Origin of the sequence: Shewanella sp. (genome assembly GCF_047975355.1) — a bacterium.
Taxonomy (GTDB): Bacteria; Pseudomonadota; Gammaproteobacteria; order Enterobacterales; family Shewanellaceae; genus Shewanella.
In genome coordinates this window covers 67,283-87,266 of sequence record NZ_JBKEDJ010000013.1, presented here as the reverse complement: position 1 = coordinate 87,266, position 19,984 = coordinate 67,283, and the positions used below count along the sequence as shown (strand labels likewise).

Annotated in this window: 17 protein-coding genes; 16 read left to right on the top strand and 1 reads right to left on the bottom strand. The window is 47.5% G+C overall.

Annotated elements, in window-relative coordinates; all coding sequences use genetic code 11:
• Window positions 1–31 precede the first annotated feature (31 nt).
• The 15 genes from ACK5NH_RS05650 to dinB all read left to right on the top strand — a co-directional run bounded on the left by ACK5NH_RS05650 (window position 32) and on the right by dinB (window position 16,536).
• Window positions 32–1,147 (top strand): TRAP transporter substrate-binding protein, encoded by a 1,116-nt coding sequence (locus ACK5NH_RS05650; RefSeq protein WP_416918192.1) that lies wholly within the window; start codon window positions 32–34, stop codon window positions 1,145–1,147.
• 155 nt (window positions 1,148–1,302) lie between these two features.
• Window positions 1,303–1,812, top strand: coding sequence for an S-ribosylhomocysteine lyase (luxS, locus tag ACK5NH_RS05645; protein WP_416918190.1), 510 nt, complete (start codon window positions 1,303–1,305; stop codon window positions 1,810–1,812).
• 154 nt (window positions 1,813–1,966) lie between these two features.
• Window positions 1,967–4,018: a TonB-dependent receptor domain-containing protein gene (locus tag ACK5NH_RS05640; RefSeq protein WP_416918188.1), complete on the top strand. Its 2,052-nt coding sequence runs from the start codon at window positions 1,967–1,969 to the stop codon at window positions 4,016–4,018.
• Window positions 4,019–4,421: 403 nt separating this feature from the next.
• Window positions 4,422–5,756, top strand: a complete 1,335-nt coding sequence (locus ACK5NH_RS05635; protein ID WP_416918394.1) for a Na(+)-translocating NADH-quinone reductase subunit A — start codon at window positions 4,422–4,424, stop codon at window positions 5,754–5,756.
• Window positions 5,756–6,955: an NADH:ubiquinone reductase (Na(+)-transporting) subunit B gene (locus ACK5NH_RS05630; RefSeq protein ID WP_416918186.1), complete on the top strand. Its 1,200-nt coding sequence runs from the start codon at window positions 5,756–5,758 to the stop codon at window positions 6,953–6,955. Before ACK5NH_RS05635 ends, ACK5NH_RS05630 begins: the two co-directional genes overlap by 1 nt.
• The gene (locus ACK5NH_RS05625) at window positions 6,948–7,736 is read left to right on the top strand and encodes a Na(+)-translocating NADH-quinone reductase subunit C (RefSeq protein ID WP_416918184.1); all 789 of its coding nucleotides are present in this window, start codon (window positions 6,948–6,950) and stop codon (window positions 7,734–7,736) included. The genes ACK5NH_RS05630 and ACK5NH_RS05625 overlap by 8 nt, the downstream gene beginning before the upstream one ends.
• A complete protein-coding gene (locus ACK5NH_RS05620; RefSeq protein WP_011621733.1) occupies window positions 7,736–8,368 on the top strand; it encodes an NADH:ubiquinone reductase (Na(+)-transporting) subunit D in 633 nt (210 codons plus the stop codon). Before ACK5NH_RS05625 ends, ACK5NH_RS05620 begins: the two co-directional genes overlap by 1 nt.
• A gap of 6 nt (window positions 8,369–8,374) precedes the next feature.
• Window positions 8,375–8,983 carry an NADH:ubiquinone reductase (Na(+)-transporting) subunit E gene (gene nqrE, locus ACK5NH_RS05615; protein ID WP_006080469.1) on the top strand — a complete coding sequence of 203 codons (609 nt, stop codon included), beginning with the start codon at window positions 8,375–8,377 and terminating at the stop codon, window positions 8,981–8,983.
• A gap of 46 nt (window positions 8,984–9,029) precedes the next feature.
• Window positions 9,030–10,286, top strand: coding sequence for an NADH:ubiquinone reductase (Na(+)-transporting) subunit F (gene nqrF / locus ACK5NH_RS05610; protein ID WP_416918181.1), 1,257 nt, complete (start codon window positions 9,030–9,032; stop codon window positions 10,284–10,286).
• A gap of 98 nt (window positions 10,287–10,384) precedes the next feature.
• A complete protein-coding gene (locus ACK5NH_RS05605) occupies window positions 10,385–11,443 on the top strand; it encodes an FAD:protein FMN transferase (RefSeq protein WP_416918179.1) in 1,059 nt (352 codons plus the stop codon).
• Between the two features lie 11 nt (window positions 11,444–11,454).
• Complete coding sequence (gene nqrM, locus ACK5NH_RS05600; protein WP_007645837.1) at window positions 11,455–11,679, top strand: (Na+)-NQR maturation NqrM; 225 nt, start codon at window positions 11,455–11,457, stop codon at window positions 11,677–11,679.
• Between the two features lie 373 nt (window positions 11,680–12,052).
• Complete coding sequence (gene bfr / locus ACK5NH_RS05595; RefSeq protein ID WP_416918177.1) at window positions 12,053–12,526, top strand: bacterioferritin; 474 nt, start codon at window positions 12,053–12,055, stop codon at window positions 12,524–12,526.
• Between the two features lie 9 nt (window positions 12,527–12,535).
• Window positions 12,536–13,003: a bacterioferritin gene (gene bfr / locus ACK5NH_RS05590; protein WP_416918175.1), complete on the top strand. Its 468-nt coding sequence runs from the start codon at window positions 12,536–12,538 to the stop codon at window positions 13,001–13,003.
• Between the two features lie 299 nt (window positions 13,004–13,302).
• Window positions 13,303–15,306, top strand: coding sequence for a methyl-accepting chemotaxis protein (locus tag ACK5NH_RS05585; RefSeq protein WP_416918173.1), 2,004 nt, complete (start codon window positions 13,303–13,305; stop codon window positions 15,304–15,306).
• A 150-nt stretch (window positions 15,307–15,456) separates the two neighbouring features.
• Window positions 15,457–16,536 carry a DNA polymerase IV gene (gene dinB, locus ACK5NH_RS05580; protein ID WP_416918171.1) on the top strand — a complete coding sequence of 360 codons (1,080 nt, stop codon included), beginning with the start codon at window positions 15,457–15,459 and terminating at the stop codon, window positions 16,534–16,536.
• A gap of 162 nt (window positions 16,537–16,698) precedes the next feature.
• Here the strand turns inward: dinB and ACK5NH_RS05575 are convergent, their stop codons facing one another.
• Window positions 16,699–18,162: an aminoacyl-histidine dipeptidase gene (locus tag ACK5NH_RS05575; RefSeq protein WP_416918169.1), complete on the bottom strand. Its 1,464-nt coding sequence runs from the start codon at window positions 18,160–18,162 to the stop codon at window positions 16,699–16,701.
• Between the two features lie 218 nt (window positions 18,163–18,380).
• Between ACK5NH_RS05575 and ACK5NH_RS05570 the strand changes: the two genes are divergently transcribed.
• A complete protein-coding gene (locus ACK5NH_RS05570) occupies window positions 18,381–19,919 on the top strand; it encodes a M17 family metallopeptidase (protein WP_416918167.1) in 1,539 nt (512 codons plus the stop codon).
• Window positions 19,920–19,984 lie beyond the last annotated feature (65 nt).

Here is a 19,984-nt window from a genome sequence, read left to right as displayed (position 1 = left end):
ACTGGTTTTTTGTATTCGGGGAGAGTTTTTAATGCGTCATTTGGGGAGCCTATTGCGTGCGGTATTGCTGATTGGACTGGTTGGGTGTAATCCTGTATCCCAGCAGACTGAACAGACTTCCGCATCGCTCCATCCTGATGCAACTCCCGTAAAAGAAGTCATCGAGTGGCGTTTGGCCACGTCTTGGCCGAAAAACTTCGCCGGTTTAGGCATGGCGCCTGAGCGTTTTGCCAAGTTGGTGAACGACATGTCCCATGGCCGATTGCAGATTAAAGTCTACGGCGCTGGGGAGTTAATGCCCGCCTTTGCGGTATTTGACGGCGTCAGTCAAGGTAAAGTGCAGATGGCCCACGCCGCCTCCTATTATTGGAAGGGCAAAGCGCCTGCCTCACAGTTTTTTTCTTCGATTCCCTTTGGAATGACGGCCCAAGAAATGAACGGCTGGCTGCATTATGGTGGTGGTATGGCGCTGTGGGAGGAGGTGTATCGCCCCTTTGGCATTATCCCATTAGCGGGTGGTAATACGGGCATGCAAATGGGCGGCTGGTTTAATAAACCCATCAATACTATTGCCGACTTTAAAGGCTTAAAGATCCGTATGCCTGGCCTTGGTGGCGAAGTGTTAAAACGCGTTGGTGCCGTTCCGATTAATATGGCGGGCAGAGAGCTTTATGGCGCCCTGCAAACAGGCTCGATTGATGCGGCAGAATGGGTCGGGCCTGTGAACGATCTTGCCTTCGGCTTACATAAAGTTGCTAAATACTACTATTATCCCGGTTGGCACGAGCCAGGCTCCAATATGGAGTTTTTGATCAACAAAGCCGCCTTTGAGAGCCTTCCCGAAGATTTAAAAGCCATAGTGAAAGGCGCTGCCCGTGCTATCAATCAAGATATGTTAGATGAATACACTACGCGTAATGTGACCGCCCTCGATACCTTAGTCAAAGATGAAGGGGTTGTGCTTAAGGCTTTTCCGCCTGAGGTGCTGACCGAACTTGAACGTATTTCGCAGCAGGTGATTGAAGAGCAGGCTGAGCAGGACCCTATGATGCGCAAAGTGTATAGTGCTTATCATGCCTATGAACAAGGCGTACGTGAGTATCATAAGATTTCTGAGGATGCTTACAGCCAACAGCGGCAGCATTAAAGCTGCTAATTTGAACAAAATGTTCATATTAGCGTCTGATTGATATGAGATGATTTCATCTTACATTATCTTGTTATCGACCTAATCCATTTGGTGTTATGCTTGCGCCCATAAACCGATAGCGGTTGTATCGCCTTAAGAATTTGGAGATCCCTATGCCATTACTAGATAGCTTTACCGTTGACCATACTCGGATGAATGCGCCAGCCGTGCGTGTGGCTAAACATATGAGTACCCCAAAAGGCGATGCGATTACCGTATTCGATCTGCGTTTTTGTGCACCGAATAAAGATATCCTCAGTGAACGTGGTATCCACACCTTAGAGCATTTGTTTGCTGGCTTTATGCGTGATCATTTAAACGGCAGCGATGTTGAAATTATTGATATTTCGCCAATGGGATGCCGCACCGGTTTCTACATGAGCCTGATTGGTGAGCCTACCGAGCACCAAGTGGCCGATGCCTGGCTTGCCTCGATGGAAGACGTACTGAAAGTGGTCGAGCAATCCGAAATTCCTGAGCTTAACCAGTATCAATGTGGCACTTATCAAATGCACTCGTTAGAACAAGCACAAGAAATTGCCCGTAATATTATCGCCGCAGGCGTAAGTGTTAACCGCAACGATGACTTAAAACTCAGCGATGAGATTTTAGGTCAACTCTAAGCTCTGCTGGGCTAGCGCAACGCGCGTGGTCTAGGTTCAGGGCTTTAGTGTTAAGAAAGCGACATTAGTCGCTTTTTTTTTCGAGTAAATTCAGCTATTTTACAAAATAACAACAAAAACGCCGTACGCTAACAAACACTTTTGGGAGCTTGGTATGTCCAGTCGCTACTTTGTGATGTCGCTGACCGCGATAGCGGTTTCCTGTGTCTACACTCATCCCCTCAATGCAAACCCTCTCTATTCTCAGACGCTCGATCTGATTGAGCTCAATAACCAGTATCACTCCAGTGATGATGGGATGCAGCTGAGTTACTTAAATAGTTTAACCTTGCTGCGGGCCGACCACAGTGGAAATACCGCGAATATCAGTATGCGCTCCGCCAGCCAAGGTGTAGCTGTGATGCAGGATAGGGTGTACTTCTCACCCGCGCCTTATTCGGCGCCGCAGTTACAGCTATTGCCCAATCTTTTACTACAGCAAAATGTGACGAGTACACCACTGGCGAATATGGCGGTGGGTGGACAGGGGGCCTTTGGTGTCGTGAATTATCAGAGCCTTGAAATTACCAACCGACCTCAGTCGGGTAGCTTTCAGGTTGAAGGTGCGACGGATTCTGATTTTAATGCCGGTATGACCTGGGGCGTAAAACAAAAAGAATACGGTGCCTTATTCGCGGCTAATTACCTGCAAGAACAGGGTGATGCGAATTTTTTCAACGACAGCGATGCAGACAAAAAGAAAACCGATATTCTGTTTAAGGTGAATGCTGCAAGCTTGCTGGGGGCGCGTAGTCCGCAGCAAACGGAATTTACCTATCAATTTATCGATGATGATAGTTATCGCTCGCAGCTTGGCGTCACCGCGGCGGACTGGCAGCAGGATCCCTTACTCTTGTACTCCGTAACGGCGCAGGATAAGCATAAAGGGCGGCAGCACAAGTACCAGCTATCACACCAAGTGGATTTAGCTGGCAGTAAAGTGATCAGCGACTTTTATTATCAATCCTATTCACAACAGTTGAATCAGCTTGGTTTATTTAATGGGCAAGAGATTAACGCAGCAACGCTTGCCGATATCGCCGCCTATGACCTTAATCCAAGTGCTGATGGTGCCGATCTAAACCTACTGGTACAAGATAATGATTACAGCGCTTTGGGCGCCCAGACCCAAGCCATAAATCAATACGGCGAACATCAAATCATTTACAGTGCTCGCTATCATACGGATAAGGCTGAGATGCGCTTTGGTGAACAAACGGCGTTGTGGCAAGCGGATAGAAGTCTTGTCTCTGATGAATCGAGCGCCATATTAGCCTACACAGATGATGCCACTGCGCTGACATCGGCAATCGACTCTTTATTCCGCTGGCAAGGCATGCAAATCAAGTTAGGGCTTACTTACGAGCATGTCAGTGTCAATCGTGAAGTGAATCAAGTCGTTGGGGGACTCGAGGAAGCAGATTTTTCCGACAGCGATTGGATGCCGCAATTAGGCGTACTCTATGATGCGGGCGATTGGCGCTTTAGCACCGACATTCGCCGTGCTTGGGCCGCAGCAAGTGCGGCGAATACGACCCAAGAAGCTCAGGTTTCACTGCATTATCAGGTGAGCGCCCAATATGCACGCGAGGGAATGAAGGCTGATTTGCGCGCTTATGTGCAAGAGTTTGATAACCTGCATGTGGGCTGTGATAGCTACTCAATGTGCACCGATACACGCCTGTTAACCCAAGAGAATATTCCTGATGTGCTCACCTATGGCGTAGAACTCGGTCTTGGCTATAGCTGGAATTTGGGGGAGTTAGAACTGCCCTTAGGACTAAATTATCAATATCTTAATGCCGAATATCAGGCTAACACTTGCACCGATATTCAAGGTTGCGTGCTTGAGGGAGCCAGGCTGGCTTGGCTACCAGAGCATCAATTGCAAATGAGTGCGGGGATCAAATACGCCCAATATCAATTAAATCTTGAGGCGGCCTATCAATCGGAGCGAGATTTCAGTCAGTTTGGCAGTGAACAAGAGTATGTTTCAAGTCAATGGCGCGTCGATTTAGCGGCGAATTATGATTTTGACAAGCACCATAAGGTGTATTTTAGGGTCGAAAATCTGCTGGATGAGTCCTTGGTAACGACAGCATCAAATAGCGGAATTCGGTCTGAAAATGGACGGATCAGCTATTTGGGCTATCAGTGGCGTTTCTAAACTGAATTAAATCTTGTTTAAAGGTTATTCAAAGAGAAAGCGAAAAGGTCGTTTTAGTTATCGTCATAAAGAGGTATCGACCTTTCGCTAAATTATTTCTTTAAAAATTAATGTTATAGTATTTGCCGACCGTAATTTTTTCTCTTTCTGCCCCCTCACTCGGTCGGAAGGTGAACGCTGTAGTGCATGATTCTTTTAAATCCATATTTGAGGTTTGAAATCACCTATAATTTTCGTGGCGATGCCACGGCAATTGGGGTAAAATGCGCGCGACCAGCGTGATTGCGATCGCATTTCTGTGATAAATCTGCGCTAGCTCAATGCAGTAGGTTTTGTTTAAAACCTCAGTATTTAGCAGGAACGCGGCGCATTGTCTTTCCTTCAAAACGTAGTGCTTGTGGATATGATTACAATTAAGAAAGGATTGGAACTGCCTATAGCAGGCGGACCAGAGCAAGTTATCCATAATGGCCCAGCCATTAAACATGTAGCTACTTTGGGTGAAGAGTATATTGGCTTACGTCCAACGATGAAGATCAAAGTGGGCGATAAAGTACAAAAAGGTCAGGTGATTTTCGAAGATAAGAAAAATCCTGGCGTAAAATATACGGCTTTAGCCAGTGGTACTATATTAGACATTAACCGGGGCGCCCAGCGTGTGCTGCAGTCAGTTGTTATTCAAGTAGAAGGTAACGAAAGCGTTTCCTTTGCTAAGTATGACGCCACTGCTCTTGATACGCTTGACTCGCAACTGGTCCGTGACAACCTGATCGAATCAGGCTTATGGACTGCATTGCGTACACGTCCTTTCAGCAAAGTGCCTGCCGTAGACTCTTCTGCCGCTGGTATTTTCGTCACCGCGATTGATACTCAACCCCATGCCGCAGATCCTGTTGTAGTGATCCGTGAGCATAAAGAAGATTTTGCTAATGGTCTTAAGGTCTTAGCAAGACTTACCGACGGTAAAGTTTACCTTTGTAAAGCGCCTGGCGCCGATATTCCTGCCGCTAATGCCCAAGTTGAAGAATTTGCCGGTGTTCACCCTGCGGGTCTTGTTGGTACTCATATTCATTTCCTACTTCCTGCTTCTGCAAAACGCACAGTTTGGCATGTCGGTTACCAAGATGTAATAGCCATTGGTCAGCTATTTACTACTGGTCAACTGAATACCGAACGTGTGGTTGCAATTGCCGGTCCTAAAGCGGCTAAGCCACGTTTGGTTCGCACTGTTTTAGGCGCAAGCATGACTGAATTGCTCGCGGGCGAAACCTTAGAGGGTAACGTACGTGTTGTTTCAGGTTCTGTGCTGAATGGCCGTACTGCGGTAGGTCCTCAAGGATATTTAGGCCGTTACCACGCCCAGGTGAGTCTGTTAGAAGAAGGCACTGAAAAAGAATTTTTAGGTTGGGTCTTACCTGGCTCAAACAAATTCTCTATCACCCGTGCATTCCTTGGCCACTTAAGCTCTTCTCGTCTGTTCAGCATGACAACGAGCACTGGTGGTTCAGACCGCGCTATGGTGCCAATTGGCAACTACGAGCGTGTAATGCCATTGGATATTCTTCCTACTATGTTGCTGCGTGACCTGATCTCTGGTGACTTTGACGGTGCTGCTACTTTAGGCGCGTTAGAGTTGGATGAAGAAGATCTCGCACTGTGTACGTTCGTATGTCCAGGCAAATATGACTACGGTTCATATCTGCGTGACTGTTTAGATACGATCGAGAGGGAAGGCTAATGAGCTTGAAAGATTTTTTCGAACGTATTGAACCCGACTTTGAAAAAGGCGGTAAATACGAAAAGTTTTATGCCCTCTTCGAAGCGGCATACACCATTTTTTATACGCCAGGTAAAGTGAACAAGGGTAAAACCCACGTTCGCGATAACCTTGACCTGAAACGTATGATGATCACTGTTTGGGCCTGTGCGTTTCCTGCGATGTTCGTGGGTATGTACAACGTCGGTCTACAAGCACAACTTGCGTTAATTGCGGGTTTTGCTACTCCAGACGTATGGCAAGTGAGCCTGTTCGGCATGTTTGGTACCGAACTGACGGCTAACTCTGGCTGGCCTGCGCTGATGTGGTACGGCGCCTGTTTCTTCCTACCTATCTATGCGGTGACCTTCGCCGTGGGTGGTATTTGGGAAGTGCTGTTTGCCGCTATCCGTGGTCACGAAGTTAACGAAGGTTTCTTCGTTACCTCTATCCTGTTCGCTCTGACACTGCCTGCAACTATTCCATTATGGATGGTGGCCTTAGGTATCACCTTCGGTGTGGTTGTGGCTAAAGAAGTGTTCGGTGGTACGGGTCGTAACTTCTTAAACCCAGCATTAGCCGGTCGTGCCTTCCTGTTCTTCGCTTATCCGCTGAACATGTCTGGTGACACTTCATGGGTTGTGGCTGACGGTTACTCAGGTGCAACTGCACTGAGTCAAGCGGCTGCGGGTACCTTAGATTATGCGTTCAACCAAAACTGGTGGGATGCGTTCTTCGGTTTCATTCCAGGCTCTGTGGGTGAAGTATCGACGCTGGCGATTCTCTTAGGTGGTCTGGTTATCATCTATACCCGTATCGCTTCATGGCGCATCGTTGGCGGCGTGATGGTCGGTATGATTGCCGTGTCACTGTTACTGAACCTCATCGGTAGCGACACTAACCCAATGTTTGCAATGCCTTGGTACTGGCACTTAGTGTTAGGTGGTTTTGCATTTGGCATGATGTTTATGGCGACCGACCCTGTGTCTGCGTCATTCACAAACCAAGCTAAATGGGCATACGGTATCTTGATTGGTGCAATGGCTGTGTTTATCCGCGTGATTAACCCTGCATTCCCAGAAGGCATGATGTTAGCGATTCTGTTTGCTAACTTGTTCGCGCCATTGTTCGACCACTTCGTGGTTCAGGCCAATATCAAGCGGAGGATTGCTCGTGGCTAGTAATAAAGATTCGTTCGGCAGAACGTTATTTATCGTCGTTGGCTTATGTCTAATTTGTGCGATATTCGTGTCGACTGCGGCAGTATTACTGCGCCCAACTCAAGCAGAAAACAAGCTGCTTGATAAGCAAAAGTACATTCTCGAAGCGGCGGGTCTGATCGACACTAAAGCGGGCAAAGTAACCAAAGCACAAATTTTGGATACTTACAGCAAGCACATCGAAGCTAAGTTAGTTAACTTAAAAACCGGTGATTGGGTTGAAGGTATTGATGCCAATACATTCGATCAACGCAAAGCGTCTCGCGATGTGAAGACTTCATTTGTGCCTGAAAACGACATCGCTTCTGTTAAGCGTGTTGCTGAAGATGCAGTGGTTTATTTAGTTCGTGACGAACAAGGTAAGTTAACTAGCGTGATCCTGCCAGTTCATGGTTATGGCCTGTGGTCAACTATGTACGCTTTCCTCGCGTTAGATGCTGATCTGAACACGATCCAAAGCTTAGTGTACTACGAGCAAGGCGAAACCCCAGGTCTTGGTGGTGAAGTGCAAAACGCTCAGTGGAAAGCGAAATGGCACGGTAAGAAGTTATTTGATGAGCAAGGTAACATTGCTATCAGCGTAACCAAAAACCCAGCTGTTGCTAGCACTGAATACGGTGTGGATGCATTATCCGGCGCGACTCTGACCAGTAACGGTGTTCAACACTCTCTGACATTCTGGTTAGGTAAAGAAGGTTTTGCGAGTTTCATTGAAAAAGCACGCAATGGAGGTCTCAGCTAATGTCTGACGCTAAAGAACTGAAACAGGTTCTGACTGGACCTATCGTCAACAACAACCCGATTGCATTACAAGTACTTGGTGTATGTAGTGCGTTAGCGGTAACGAGCAAGCTCGAAACAGCACTGGTAATGGCGTTGGCATTAACTGCGGTAACAGCGTTTTCTAACCTGTTTATCTCAATGATCCGTAACCATATTCCTAGCAGTGTACGTATTATCGTACAAATGACCATTATTGCCTCTCTGGTAATCGTGGTTGACCAATTGCTGCAGGCTTATGCTTATCAGATTTCTAAGCAGTTATCGGTATTCGTCGGCCTTATCATTACGAACTGTATCGTAATGGGTCGTGCTGAAGCCTATGCGATGAAAACACCGCCAATGATGAGCTTTATGGATGGTATCGGTAACGGTTTAGGTTACGGTGCGATTCTGTTAGCCGTTGGCTTCGTGCGTGAACTGTTTGGTAACGGTTCTCTGTTCGGTGTTCAAATCCTGCACAAGATCTCTGAAGGTGGCTGGTATCAACCTAACGGTCTGTTATTGCTGCCGCCAAGTGCGTTCTTCCTGATCGGTATTCTGATTTGGATTATTCGTACCTATAAGCCAGAGCAAGTTGAAGCAAAAGGGTAATTTGAGATGGAACATTATATTAGCCTGTTAATTCGCTCTGTTTTCATCGAAAACATGGCACTGGCCTTCTTCTTAGGTATGTGTACTTTCTTAGCGGTATCGAAGAAAGTCACTACTGCAATGGGCCTGGGGATTGCGGTAGTTGTAGTGTTAACTATCTCTGTTCCTGCTAACCAAGTTATTTACCAAGGGCTGTTAGCGCCTGGCGCACTGGCTTGGGCTGGTGCACCTGAAGCTGACCTAAGCTTCTTGAAATTCATTACCTTTATCGGTGTGATTGCGGCTTTAGTTCAAATTCTGGAAATGGCACTGGATAAGTACTTTCCTCCTTTGTACAACGCGTTAGGTATCTTCTTACCTCTGATCACTGTGAACTGTGCGATTTTCGGTGCGGTATCATTCATGGTTGAGCGTGACTACAAGCTGGGCGAAAGTGTGGTGTTTGGTTTCGGCTCTGGAGTAGGTTGGGCATTAGCTATCGTATTGATGGCCGGTATCCGTGAGAAGCTGAAGTATGCCGATGTGCCTAATGGCTTGCGTGGTTTAGGTATTACCTTTATCACCGCTGGTTTAATGGCCTTAGGTTTCATGTCGTTTTCTGGTGTGTCTCTGTAAGAGACACCAAACGGCTTCTTGAATTGGACCTTCTAAGGATAAGTTAATGGATATTCTTGGTATTTTTAAATCTACTCCGCTCGAGGTTTACCTCGGTGTGAGTATGTTTACTGCTATCGTCCTACTCTTAGTGTTAGTGATTTTATTCGCTAAATCTAAGCTAGTGTCTAGCGGTGACATCACGATCGGCATCAACGACGATCCTGAAAAAGCGATTACAACCGGTGCCGGTGGCAAGCTGTTAGGCGTGCTAGCGAACAGCGGTATCTTCGTATCGAGCGCCTGTGGTGGCGGTGGCTCTTGTGGCCAATGTCGCGTAGTGGTTAAGTCTGGCGGCGGTGATATTCTGCCAACAGAACTCGATCACATCAGCAAGGGTGACGCCCGTAAAGGTTGCCGTCTGTCTTGCCAGGTGAATGTTAAGAACGATATGGAAATCGAGCTTGACGAAGAAATCTTCGGTATTAAGAAGTGGGAATGTACTGTTATCTCTAACGATAACAAGGCGACCTTCATTAAAGAACTGAAGCTGCAAATTCCTGATGGTGAATCTGTTCCGTTCCGTGCGGGTGGTTACATCCAGATCGAAGCGCCAGCGCACCATGTTAAGTATGCCGATTTCGACGTACCTGAAAAGTACCGTGGTGACTGGGAACACTTTGGTTTCTTCAAGTTAGAATCTAAAGTTGACGAAGAAACGATCCGTGCTTACTCAATGGCTAACTACCCAGAAGAGTTTGGCATCATCATGTTGAACGTGCGTATCGCAACGCCACCTCCACGTAATCTGAGCTTACCATGCGGTAAGATGTCATCTTACATTTGGAGCCTGAAGGCTGGCGATAAAGTCACGATTTCTGGCCCATTTGGTGAATTCTTCGCGAAAGATACCGATGCAGAAATGGTGTTTATCGGCGGTGGTGCAGGTATGGCACCAATGCGTTCACACATTTTCGACCAACTGAAGCGTCTGAAGTCTAAGCGTAAGATGAGCTTCTGGTACGGTGCACGTTCTAAGCGTGAAATGTTCTACGTGGAAGACTTTGACGGCTTAGCGGCTGAAAACGACAACTTCGTATGGCATGTGGCCCTGTCTGATCCTCAACCTGAGGATAACTGGGATGGTTACACAGGTTTCATCCATAACGTACTGTATGAAAACTACCTGAAAGACCATGAAGCGCCAGAAGATTGTGAGTTCTACATGTGTGGACCTCCAATGATGAACGCTGCCGTGATCGGTATGTTGAAAAATCTTGGTGTCGAAGACGAAAACATCCTGTTGGATGACTTCGGCGGCTAATGTAAATTAGCCCAAGGTGAGAAGAGTTGCAGATGTGGAGTAGAGCTCTCATCTGCAACTTTTGCATTAAAGGGCATCCAAAAGAGTTGTTAGTCACTATGTTTAAGACCCTAGCGTTAAAAAACAATGTGTTAAAAATCTCAGTGTTAAAGCATTCAATGAACTGGCTGGTCCTTGTAGGTCTGGCCTTTTTTATTTCAGCCTGTAGCAAACAGGATGAGGTTATCTCCCTCGCGGGCAGCACAATGGGCACGACCTACCACATTAAAGTGGTTCCCAATGAGCAAATGCCGACGGCCCAATTACTGCAGGCCGAGATTGACTTAGCCTTAGAGCTGGTCAATAACCAGATGTCGACCTATCGACCCAATTCAGAATTGTCTCGTTTCAACCAGTTACCGCTCGAGCAAAGCGTCGAAGTCTCTCCTGATACCATCAAAGTGGTTAAAGAAGGCATGCGTTTGTATAACGTGACAGACAAAGCCTTAGACATTACCTTAGGACCGCTGGTGAACTTATGGGGATTTGGCCCCGATAAGCGCCCAACCAAAGTGCCGACTCAAGCGGATATCGATGCGGCTAAAGCCAAAACGGGTATCAGTGAGCTTTCTATCGAAGGTAATCGCTTGAGTAAGCACAATGCACATTTATATGTGGATTTGTCTTCTATCGCCAAGGGTTTTGGCGTAGACAAAGTGGCCTCTATTTTAGATAAGTATCACGCAACGGGTTACTTAGTTGAAATTGGCGGCGAGCTGAGCATTAAGGGAACTAAAGGCGATGGCAGTTCGTGGCGCGTCGCTATAGAGAAACCGACCAATGATGGTATGGCGGTGCAGCAGGTAATTGAACCTGGCACTATGGCGATGGCAACGTCGGGTGATTATCGCAATTATTATGAGGAGGAAGGACAGCGCTTTACTCATATAATTGATCCACGTACCGGTTTGCCCATTAACCATAAGCTAGCATCTGTGACCGTTTTGCATCAAGAATGTATGACGGCCGATGGTTTTGCGACGGCGATGATGGTTTTAGGCACTGAAGCATCATTGGAGCTTGCCAAGAAGGAACACTTGGCGATAATGCTAATAGAAAAGCAAGGCGAAGGATTTAAAGTCTACTACAGTGACGCCTTCAAGCCTTTCCTTAAGTAGTTGGAGTTAACATGAGCACTTTTATCGCGGCATTTGTGATTTTATTACTGTTCTTTTTGCTTATGTCGATAGGTTATCTCATCAAGCGCAAAGCCGTGGAAGGAAGTTGTGGCGGTTTGGGTGTATTAGGGATTGAAAAAGCCTGCGATTGTGATGATCCCTGCGACAAGCGTAAGCGTCGTATGGCCGCTGAAGAAGCGCGCCGTGAGAAGTTGACAAAAGACAGGATCATTTAATTATCCGCTTCAACTTAGATAGCCTCCTTTGGAGGCTATTTTTTTACCTCGATTTTAGCGCTGCTTACGTTTCGAGAGCCGATTTCGTTCAGGTCGGCTCGTGCTCGTGAAAGGAGGGGGGATATATAGCGGTCTCCTATCAAATGACGAACGGCTTTTATAACAGAAAGAGATCGAACTTGCCTGATGAGCGTACCCATAAGATTAATCCTTGATTTATGAGGAGGATAGCAGGCCAATCTAAGCGATAATGAGAATGCTTTTTATCTTTAAGTTTGTGAAAAATAAAGAAAATTTGAGTTAGCTTGAAAACTGTACTAGGCTAGAAGCTTGATTTAGATCAATCTTTCACTCATATCAAGGATCGTAACTTATGAAAGGTCATCCTAAAGTGGTGGGACAACTCAATCGGGTGCTTACCTGTGAGTTAACGGCCATTAATCAATATTTTCTCCACGCCAGAATGTTCAAGCATTGGGGCCTCGAGAAGCTAAACCACGTCGAATACAAGAAATCCATCCAAGATATGAAGCACGCCGATAAGCTTATTGAGCGGGTATTATTTTTAGAGGGATTACCTAATCTGCAACAGCTCGAAAAGCTGCGTATTGGCGAGCATAGCCAAGAAATGCTCGATTGCGATTTAGCCATGGTGCAGGAGCAACTCACGCTGTTACGTGATGCAATCACCCTCTGCGAAGTCGAGCAGGATTATGTGAGTCGTGATCTGCTCGAAGATATCCTTGAAGATGAAGAAGAGCACTTAGATTGGCTCGAATCGCAGCAGGAGCTGATTGGCTTAACGGGCATTCAAAACTATCTTCAATCGCAAATTAGTGAGTCATAGGAGCTGAATATGAAAGGCGATAAAGAGGTCATCGACGCGTTGAATCGACTCCTAACGGGAGAGTTATCGGCGATGGATCAGTACTTTGTGCATGCCCATATGTACGAAGACTGGGGCCTGAACGAACTCTATGAGCGTATTGCCCATGAGTCGGATGATGAGAAGGCTCACGCGGCCAAACTGGTACAGCGTATTTTATTCCTCGAAGGTGTGCCGAATGTGGCCGCGCGGGAAGCACTCAACATCGGCTCAAACGTCGAAGAGATGCTGCGTAACGATTTGGCTTACGAGTATAAGGTTGCCGATGATTTGCGTAAGGTCATAGCCCTGTGTGAACTGAAAAAAGATTATCAAACCCGTGAGATCTTAGAAGTGTTACTCGATGACACCGAATCTGACCACATGTATTGGTTAGAAAAACAACTCGGTTTGATTGACCGAATTGGTTTACCTAATTATCTGCAAACTAAGATGTAACAACGCCCGCTTACGCAGTTTAAGCACTAAGGCCAGTCACTAAATGACTGGCCTTTGTTTTTGGATTTTGAGTATTTAGTCTAACAATCTGTAAAAAATCGCTATAGCAATGGGATCTTCTGATTGAAGTCAATTGTTTAGCGATTCCTGTTATTTTGCTAATGTCTATTCTTTACAAATACTTGTTTACGTTTTTTCTCATCATTTCGGCTGTTGTTGACTGGTAAAAATTGTTACCGTGTGAAACTGTTTTTGCATGATTTTTTGTTAAGTGGTTGGTCAGCCAGACGGGAAGATGAATGAGATATATAAAACGTTCTCTGAGTTTGCAGTTAGTGGTCACTATCGTCGGTGCCCTTGCTGTACTTCTTACTTTAGTTGCCGCTTTGCTCGTGAATAAAGAAAGTAATAACACACGTAAGCAAGTGGATACGGACATTTCGGCGCTCGTTGCCTTAAAAGCCAATGAGATTGGTGGTTATTTTGTGGCTAAGGGGCAAGTGATCCACTCGGTATTTGCCGAGCCTGGGCTTATCAACTGGTTTAGCCAATACCATGCCCGTGGCAGTAACTTAGCCAATGATCAGCAGTACCAAGATATTATTCGTTATTTCCGCTCGTTTTCCGACCGTGATACCGATGTGAAGTCAGTGTTCTTCGGCTCGGCAAATACCTTCGAATATTTCGACCTCAATGGCCGTTTCGATGGCGATCCAAACTATTACACTAACAAGCGTCCTTGGTGGCAGGAGGCTATCGATCAGCGCGGCCTATTTGTGGGCGATCCTGCGGTCGATGCCAACGATGGCTCTATTTCAGCCACGGTCAAAACCCCAGTCTATGGTGCCAATGGCGAACTCATCGGGATTGGTGGTATGGATATTCTGATCGACACTATAGGTAAAACCCTATTAGCGCCAATCAAATACCGCAACTATGGCCAAGCCTTCCTGATGACGGATGAAGGCAAGCTAGTTTATTTCCCCGGTTTCTCCGATAAATTCCCGCCGGGCTCGCTTGCTAATCAAATCGATAGCCAGTTTAAAGACACCTCTGGTTTTAACGCCTTAAGGCAGCAAATGCAGCGTGAGGCGCAAGGTTTTGCCGAAGTGACCTTTAATGGTGTGCCGCAGCGCGTGGCCTTTGTGTCTGTCGGCGGAGATTATCCTAAGCAGAAATGGCACTTAGCCTTTATGTTGCCCCATGAGGTGATTGAGGCACCTGTGACCGAAGCCTTTTGGAATGCTTGTTTCGTTGCCTTAGGGATTATGTTCTTGGTTGGCATCACTGTATGGCTGATGTTATTGCCTTTTAGGCGTCAGCTCGGCAAATTACTCGATGCCATGGAAGACATTGCCGAGGGTGATAGCGATTTATCCCAACGGATTTTAATGGAGAGGGAAGATGAGTTAGGCAAGCTGGGTGATGCTTTTAACCGCTTTGCCGAAAAGGTGCAGCAGATGTTGTTGCATACCCGTAATTTGACTCAAGAGGTTGGTACTGGGGTGATGGATGCGCGCCAAGTGTGTGATTTAGCCGTATCTTCGGTGTCATCGCAAAAACAACAAATTGACTCAGTGGCCACGGCTGCAACCCAAATGGCGCAGACCAGCCAAGAAATGGCGATTAGTGCTCAACGGGCAAATGATTTTGCCGAAAAGGCGCAATCGCAAGCCCACGATGGCACTCAAATCGTTTCCCGCGCGACCGAAGGCATGAAAGCTTTATCGGTTCAAGTGATTGAAGCCGCCAAAGTCATCAAGGAGTTACGTAGCAGCTCCGAGCAAATCGGTGAAGTGCTAAGCGTTATCCGCAATATTGCCGATCAAACCAACTTGCTAGCTCTAAACGCGGCGATTGAGGCGGCGCGGGCGGGTGAGCAAGGCCGCGGCTTTGCTGTGGTGGCCGATGAAGTGCGTACTTTAGCGTCTCGTACCCAAGACTCCACCGCCAACATTCAAGGGATTATTCAAACCCTGCAACAGAGTGCACTGCAAGCCGAGCAGGTGATGGAGTCTGGGGTTGAGCAGGCAAGAGTTGGGCAAGACTTGACCACGCAAGTGGAGCAAGCCTTAAGTGATATCGCCAGTGCGATTGTGTCGATTCAGCAGCAAACGGTGGAAATTACCGTAGCGATTGGCCAGCAGGCCGTTGTGGCTGAAGAGGTGGCACAAAACGTCGTTAGCGTGCGTGGTTTGTCCGATCAGTCTTTGCTCTCAAGCCAAGATTTATCCCAAAGTTTGCAAGGGTTTGAGCAAGCTACTCACGAACTGACCCGCAACATTGGGCAATTTAAGATTTAATTCAACTAGTTGCAAATCAAGGGAGCCTTAGGGCTTCCTTTGTTTTTTGAGCGCTTATAATCCAAGCGCAAACAGCACCGCTGCAAATTGATAAGCGGTACTTGATTACTGTTTTTATATACAGTATTTTGAGTGTCGGAGGAATGCAAGGTGCGAAAAATCATTCATATCGATATGGATTGCTATTTTGCTGCGGTGGAAATGCGGGATTTTCCCGAATACCGCGGTAAACCGCTGGCTGTCGGCGGCAGTCGGGTGCAGCGTGGCGTCATCAGCACTTGTAATTATGAGGCGCGCAAATTTGGCGTGCGTTCTGCCATGGCGACGGGCTACGCACTGAAATTGTGCCCCGATCTTATCCTCGTTCCCGGTCGTATGCAGGTCTACAAAGAGGTCTCACAGCAAATTCGCGCCATCTTTTCCCGATACACTGAGCTAATCGAACCACTTTCCCTCGATGAAGCCTATTTAGATGTTAGCGATTGTAAGCTGTTTAAGGGCTCTGCCACATTAATCGCCGAGGCGATTCGCCGTGATATTTTGGCCGAAACTGGGCTGACGGCATCGGCGGGCGTGGCGCCGATTAAATTTCTCGCCAAGGTCGCCTCTGATTTAAATAAACCCAATGGGCAATGTGTTATCCCTCCCGATGAGGTCGCCGAGTTCGTTAAAAGCTTATCCCTGCGGAAAATCCCCGGAGTGGGTAAAGTGACCGCTGAAAAACTGTCTTCGCTAGGCTTAAATATCTGCGCCGATGTGCAGACTTATCCTAAGCAAGAGTTGATTGCCCGTTTTGGTAAGTTTGGCACCGTGTTAGTCGAGCGGGCCCATGGCATCGATGAGCGTGGGATTTCGGTAAGCCGCGAGCGCAAATCTGTGGGGGTTGAGACTACACTCGCTCAGGATATTTACACGTTGGAGCAATGCCAGCAGGTGATGCCGGGATTAATCCAAGAGTTGTCCAGCCGTTTAGGGCGAAGCGCTAAGGGGAGGCAAATCCATAAGCAAGTGGTTAAACTCAAATTTAATGATTTTAAACAGACCACAATCGAGCATCGCAGTGACGAGGTCTCCGTGGTGATGTTCTATGAGCTACTGAGCCAAGCAATGGCTAGGCAAGAGGGACGTGGAATTCGGTTACTCGGGGTTTCTGTTGGACTCGCCGAGAGTAAAGACACGCTTTCGCCGCTCATGGCCCGCGAAACGAAGCAGTTGGATTTTGTGTTTTAGTGCCAATCTTATCTGGGCGGATCTCGCTCAGCGCCAATCTAACCTGACTTAACTTAGCTTAGTTAGTGCGACAATCAGCCTTACGCAGTACATAAATAAAGAAACAAAAAGGCCGCTTCGGTAAACCCTCTGCGGCCTTTGTTATTTAAGCCTGCTTAGCGACTATTCACCTTTAGCGGGAATGCGTTCTAGCACAGCAAGGAGCAGATCCCAGTATTGACCAACTGTGGTGATATTGACCATTTCATCTGGGCCATGTGGATAACGGATGGTAGGGCCAATCGACACCATGTCCATTTCTGGATAAGGCTTCTTGAACAGACCGCATTCAAGACCCGCGTGGATCACCATGATAACTGGTTCTTTATGGTAGATAGACTCGTAGGTCTCACGCACAATCGCCATTACGGGTGAGCTGTTATCTGGCTTCCAACCTGGGTAAGCGCCACTGAATTCAATTTCAGCGCCTGCGAGGTTGGTCAGTGCATTGAGCATGCCTTCAACTTGGCTGCGGCCCGAATCGATGAGCGAGCGAATTAAGCACAGAATGCTAACTTCTTCATCGTTAGTGCTGATCACGCCTACGTTGAGTGAGGTTTCGGTCACGCCTTCAACTTCATCGCTCATACGCATCACGCCATTAGGGCATACATGCAGCAGGTCGATCAGTGTGTTTTGGCTGTTTTCACTCATCACACGTTTTGGCGTTGGGATTTCGCTCAACACTAAACGCATATCTGGGTCGACAATGGCCAGCTCGGCGCGGACTAAGGCTTCAAAAGCACGCACTTTTTCATTCAGCACATCGACATTTTCAGCGGGTAACATAAAGCTGATATTGGCTTCGCGTGGGATGGCATTACGCAGTGAACCACCGGTAAATTGGGTTAATTCCAGCGCTAATTCATCGGCATTTTCGAACAGGAAGCGTGCTAAGAGTTTGTTGGCGTTACCGCGACCTAAATGGATGTTCACCCCTGAGTGACCGCCTTTTAAGCCCGATAAATGCAGGCTAAATGATGCGTAACTTTGCTCCGACGCTTGCCATACCATAGGCAGAGTGATCTGGGCATCGACGCCGCCAGCGCAGCCCATGTAGATTTCACCTTCTTGCTCTGAGTCGGTGTTGATCAGGATTTCAGCATCAAGCATACCCGCTTGCAGGCCAAAGGCGCCTGTCATGCCCGCTTCTTCATCAATCGTGAGCAGCACTTCCAGTGGGCCATGTTTGATATCGTTGCTACCTAAAATCGCTAAGGCTGACGCCATGCCAATACCATTGTCGGCGCCTAAGGTAGTGCCTTTGGCTTTTACCCAGTCACCGTCAACATAGGCTTCGATAGGATCTTTGGTAAAGTCATGCACTTTGTCGGCATTCTTTTGCGGCACCATATCGATGTGAGCTTGGATCACGACGATTTTGCGATCTTCCATTCCCGCAGTTGCGGGTTTGCGAATGATTAAATTGCCGACCGCATCTTCCACGACATCGAGTTGTTTACTCTTAGCCCACGCTTGGATGTGTTGGCTGAGTGCTTGTTCATGTTTGGAAGGGTGGGGAATTGCACAGATTTGTTCGAACCATTGCCATAAAGGCTGTGGGTATAACTGACTTAACGCTGTCACAGGAGGTCCCTCATCAGGTCTTGTGGGTATAGGGCAAATTTGGCCTAATCCTACCACATTCTGCTCGGCCGATTAATCTTCTCTATTAGGTCTTATGCACCTGTGGCAGCGAAAGTTGCCACCCTCAGTCTTTTCGATGGGGCTAAAGCGATTTTTTGATTGGTAATTAAGCGTTATAGCGGGAATAATGCAGGCACAATAATGAAAAAGGATGGGTCATGTTTCAAGTTAACTTTGTTGATGTACAAGCAGAAAATGCCATTTTTGATGGTGAAGGTTGGGATGCGGTTGTGGTGGTTACGCCGGATCTTGGTGCTATCGAGATTGATGAGATCAGTTTGTTGGCCGAGCACGGTGCCAAGGTCGATAAGCGTGTCGGTAAGAGCCCGACTTTACTGTTTGCCCCCGGCTTAGCCGGTGGCCGTTTAATCATAGCGCCAGTCACTCAAGCCGATGATGATTATGCCGATGTGCGCGTTTATGGTGATGCGGCAAGAGCCGCAATTGCTATCACCAAAGACGCGGGTGCTAAACGGCCGCTACTCTATATTGTGCCATCTACCACACCCAAGTTTGGTTTTGCTGCCGAAGTTGCGGCGCTCGCCTGCTGCCAAGAATTATGGCAACCCTTAGAGTTACGTGAGGCGATGGGCTTAACGCCTGCCTTTGAAGCTATAGGTTTGCTGTCTCTATCATCTGAAAAGAGTCATTTGCTCAACGCATTAGAAGCTGGCCGTGTTTTGGCGAGGGATTTATGCGGCACTGAACCTGAGCGTATGTCGGCTAAGGCCTTTGCCGAATATTGTTTGCAAGCCTTTAAAGGCAGCGTGATTAAAACCGCAGTGGTGGAAGATAGGGATATTCTCGAGCGGGATTATCCGCTGTTAAGTGCGGTGGCGCGTTCTTCCTTTGCTGTTGGGCGCCATCAACCGCGGGTGGTGAAACTCGAATATCTGCCAGAGGGCGAGATTACCCGTACCTTCTTATTTGCTGGCAAAGGCGTGGTCTATGACACGGGCGGCGCCGATCTGAAAGTGGGCGGCGCAATGGCGGGTATGAGCCGCGATAAAGGCGGCGCTTCGGCGGTGGCGGGGTTATTTAAAACCTTGTCAATGCTCAAGCCTAAAGGGATCCGGGTGATCGCCGAACTGGGCTTAGTGCGTAATAGCATTGGCAGCGAAGCCTTTGTCACCGATGAAATTATCACTAGCCATGCGGGCGTGCGGGTACGCATTGGTAATACGGATGCGGAAGGGCGCTTAGTATTGGCAGACCTGTTAAGCCATCTGCGTATTAAAGCGGTTTCGGCGGTGCAACCAGAGCTGTTTTCGGTCGCGACGCTGACGGGCCATGTGGTGCGTTGCTATGGTAATTATCCTGCTGCGGTTGAAAATGCGGTCGCCAGTGGCGCACTGTGTGCGCAGACACTCGCGTTGCAAGCGAGCCAATGGGGCGAACCCTTTGAAGTCTCTACATTACGCCGTGAGGATTTTGCCAAGATCCGCGAAGTGTCAGGTGCCGCGGATATTTTATCTTCTAACAATGCGCCATCTTCGGTGACGGCCCGTGGGCATCAATATCCAGCGGCCTTCCTTCTCAAAGCTTCTGGTTTGTTTGAACACGGTGTCAATGCCGCAATTCCTTTAGCTTACACACACTTAGATATCGCTGGCAGCGCAACTGAGGGCGATCCGCATTACGGTAAACCCACCGCCAGTCCGTTAGTCGCTCTGTATCAATATCTGATCAATCGTTAACAAATCGACCTAACAAATAGAAATAATTCTGTAATATCTTACTTATTAGATGGTTACAGGATTAT

Coding starts and splice junctions, on each gene's coding strand:
- ACK5NH_RS05630 (WP_416918186.1), top strand. CDS start 5,756: ATGAGCTTGAAAGATTTTTTCGAACGTATTGAACCCGACTTTGAAAAA.
- bfr (WP_416918175.1), top strand. CDS start 12,536: ATGAAAGGCGATAAAGAGGTCATCGACGCGTTGAATCGACTCCTAACG.
- nqrF (WP_416918181.1), top strand. CDS start 9,030: ATGGATATTCTTGGTATTTTTAAATCTACTCCGCTCGAGGTTTACCTC.
- bfr (WP_416918177.1), top strand. CDS start 12,053: ATGAAAGGTCATCCTAAAGTGGTGGGACAACTCAATCGGGTGCTTACC.
- ACK5NH_RS05620 (WP_011621733.1), top strand. CDS start 7,736: ATGTCTGACGCTAAAGAACTGAAACAGGTTCTGACTGGACCTATCGTC.
- ACK5NH_RS05605 (WP_416918179.1), top strand. CDS start 10,385: ATGTTTAAGACCCTAGCGTTAAAAAACAATGTGTTAAAAATCTCAGTG.
- ACK5NH_RS05585 (WP_416918173.1), top strand. CDS start 13,303: ATGAGATATATAAAACGTTCTCTGAGTTTGCAGTTAGTGGTCACTATC.
- nqrM (WP_007645837.1), top strand. CDS start 11,455: ATGAGCACTTTTATCGCGGCATTTGTGATTTTATTACTGTTCTTTTTG.
- ACK5NH_RS05635 (WP_416918394.1), top strand. CDS start 4,422: ATGATTACAATTAAGAAAGGATTGGAACTGCCTATAGCAGGCGGACCA.
- ACK5NH_RS05640 (WP_416918188.1), top strand. CDS start 1,967: ATGTCCAGTCGCTACTTTGTGATGTCGCTGACCGCGATAGCGGTTTCC.
- nqrE (WP_006080469.1), top strand. CDS start 8,375: ATGGAACATTATATTAGCCTGTTAATTCGCTCTGTTTTCATCGAAAAC.
- ACK5NH_RS05650 (WP_416918192.1), top strand. CDS start 32: ATGCGTCATTTGGGGAGCCTATTGCGTGCGGTATTGCTGATTGGACTG.
- luxS (WP_416918190.1), top strand. CDS start 1,303: ATGCCATTACTAGATAGCTTTACCGTTGACCATACTCGGATGAATGCG.
- ACK5NH_RS05570 (WP_416918167.1), top strand. CDS start 18,381: ATGTTTCAAGTTAACTTTGTTGATGTACAAGCAGAAAATGCCATTTTT.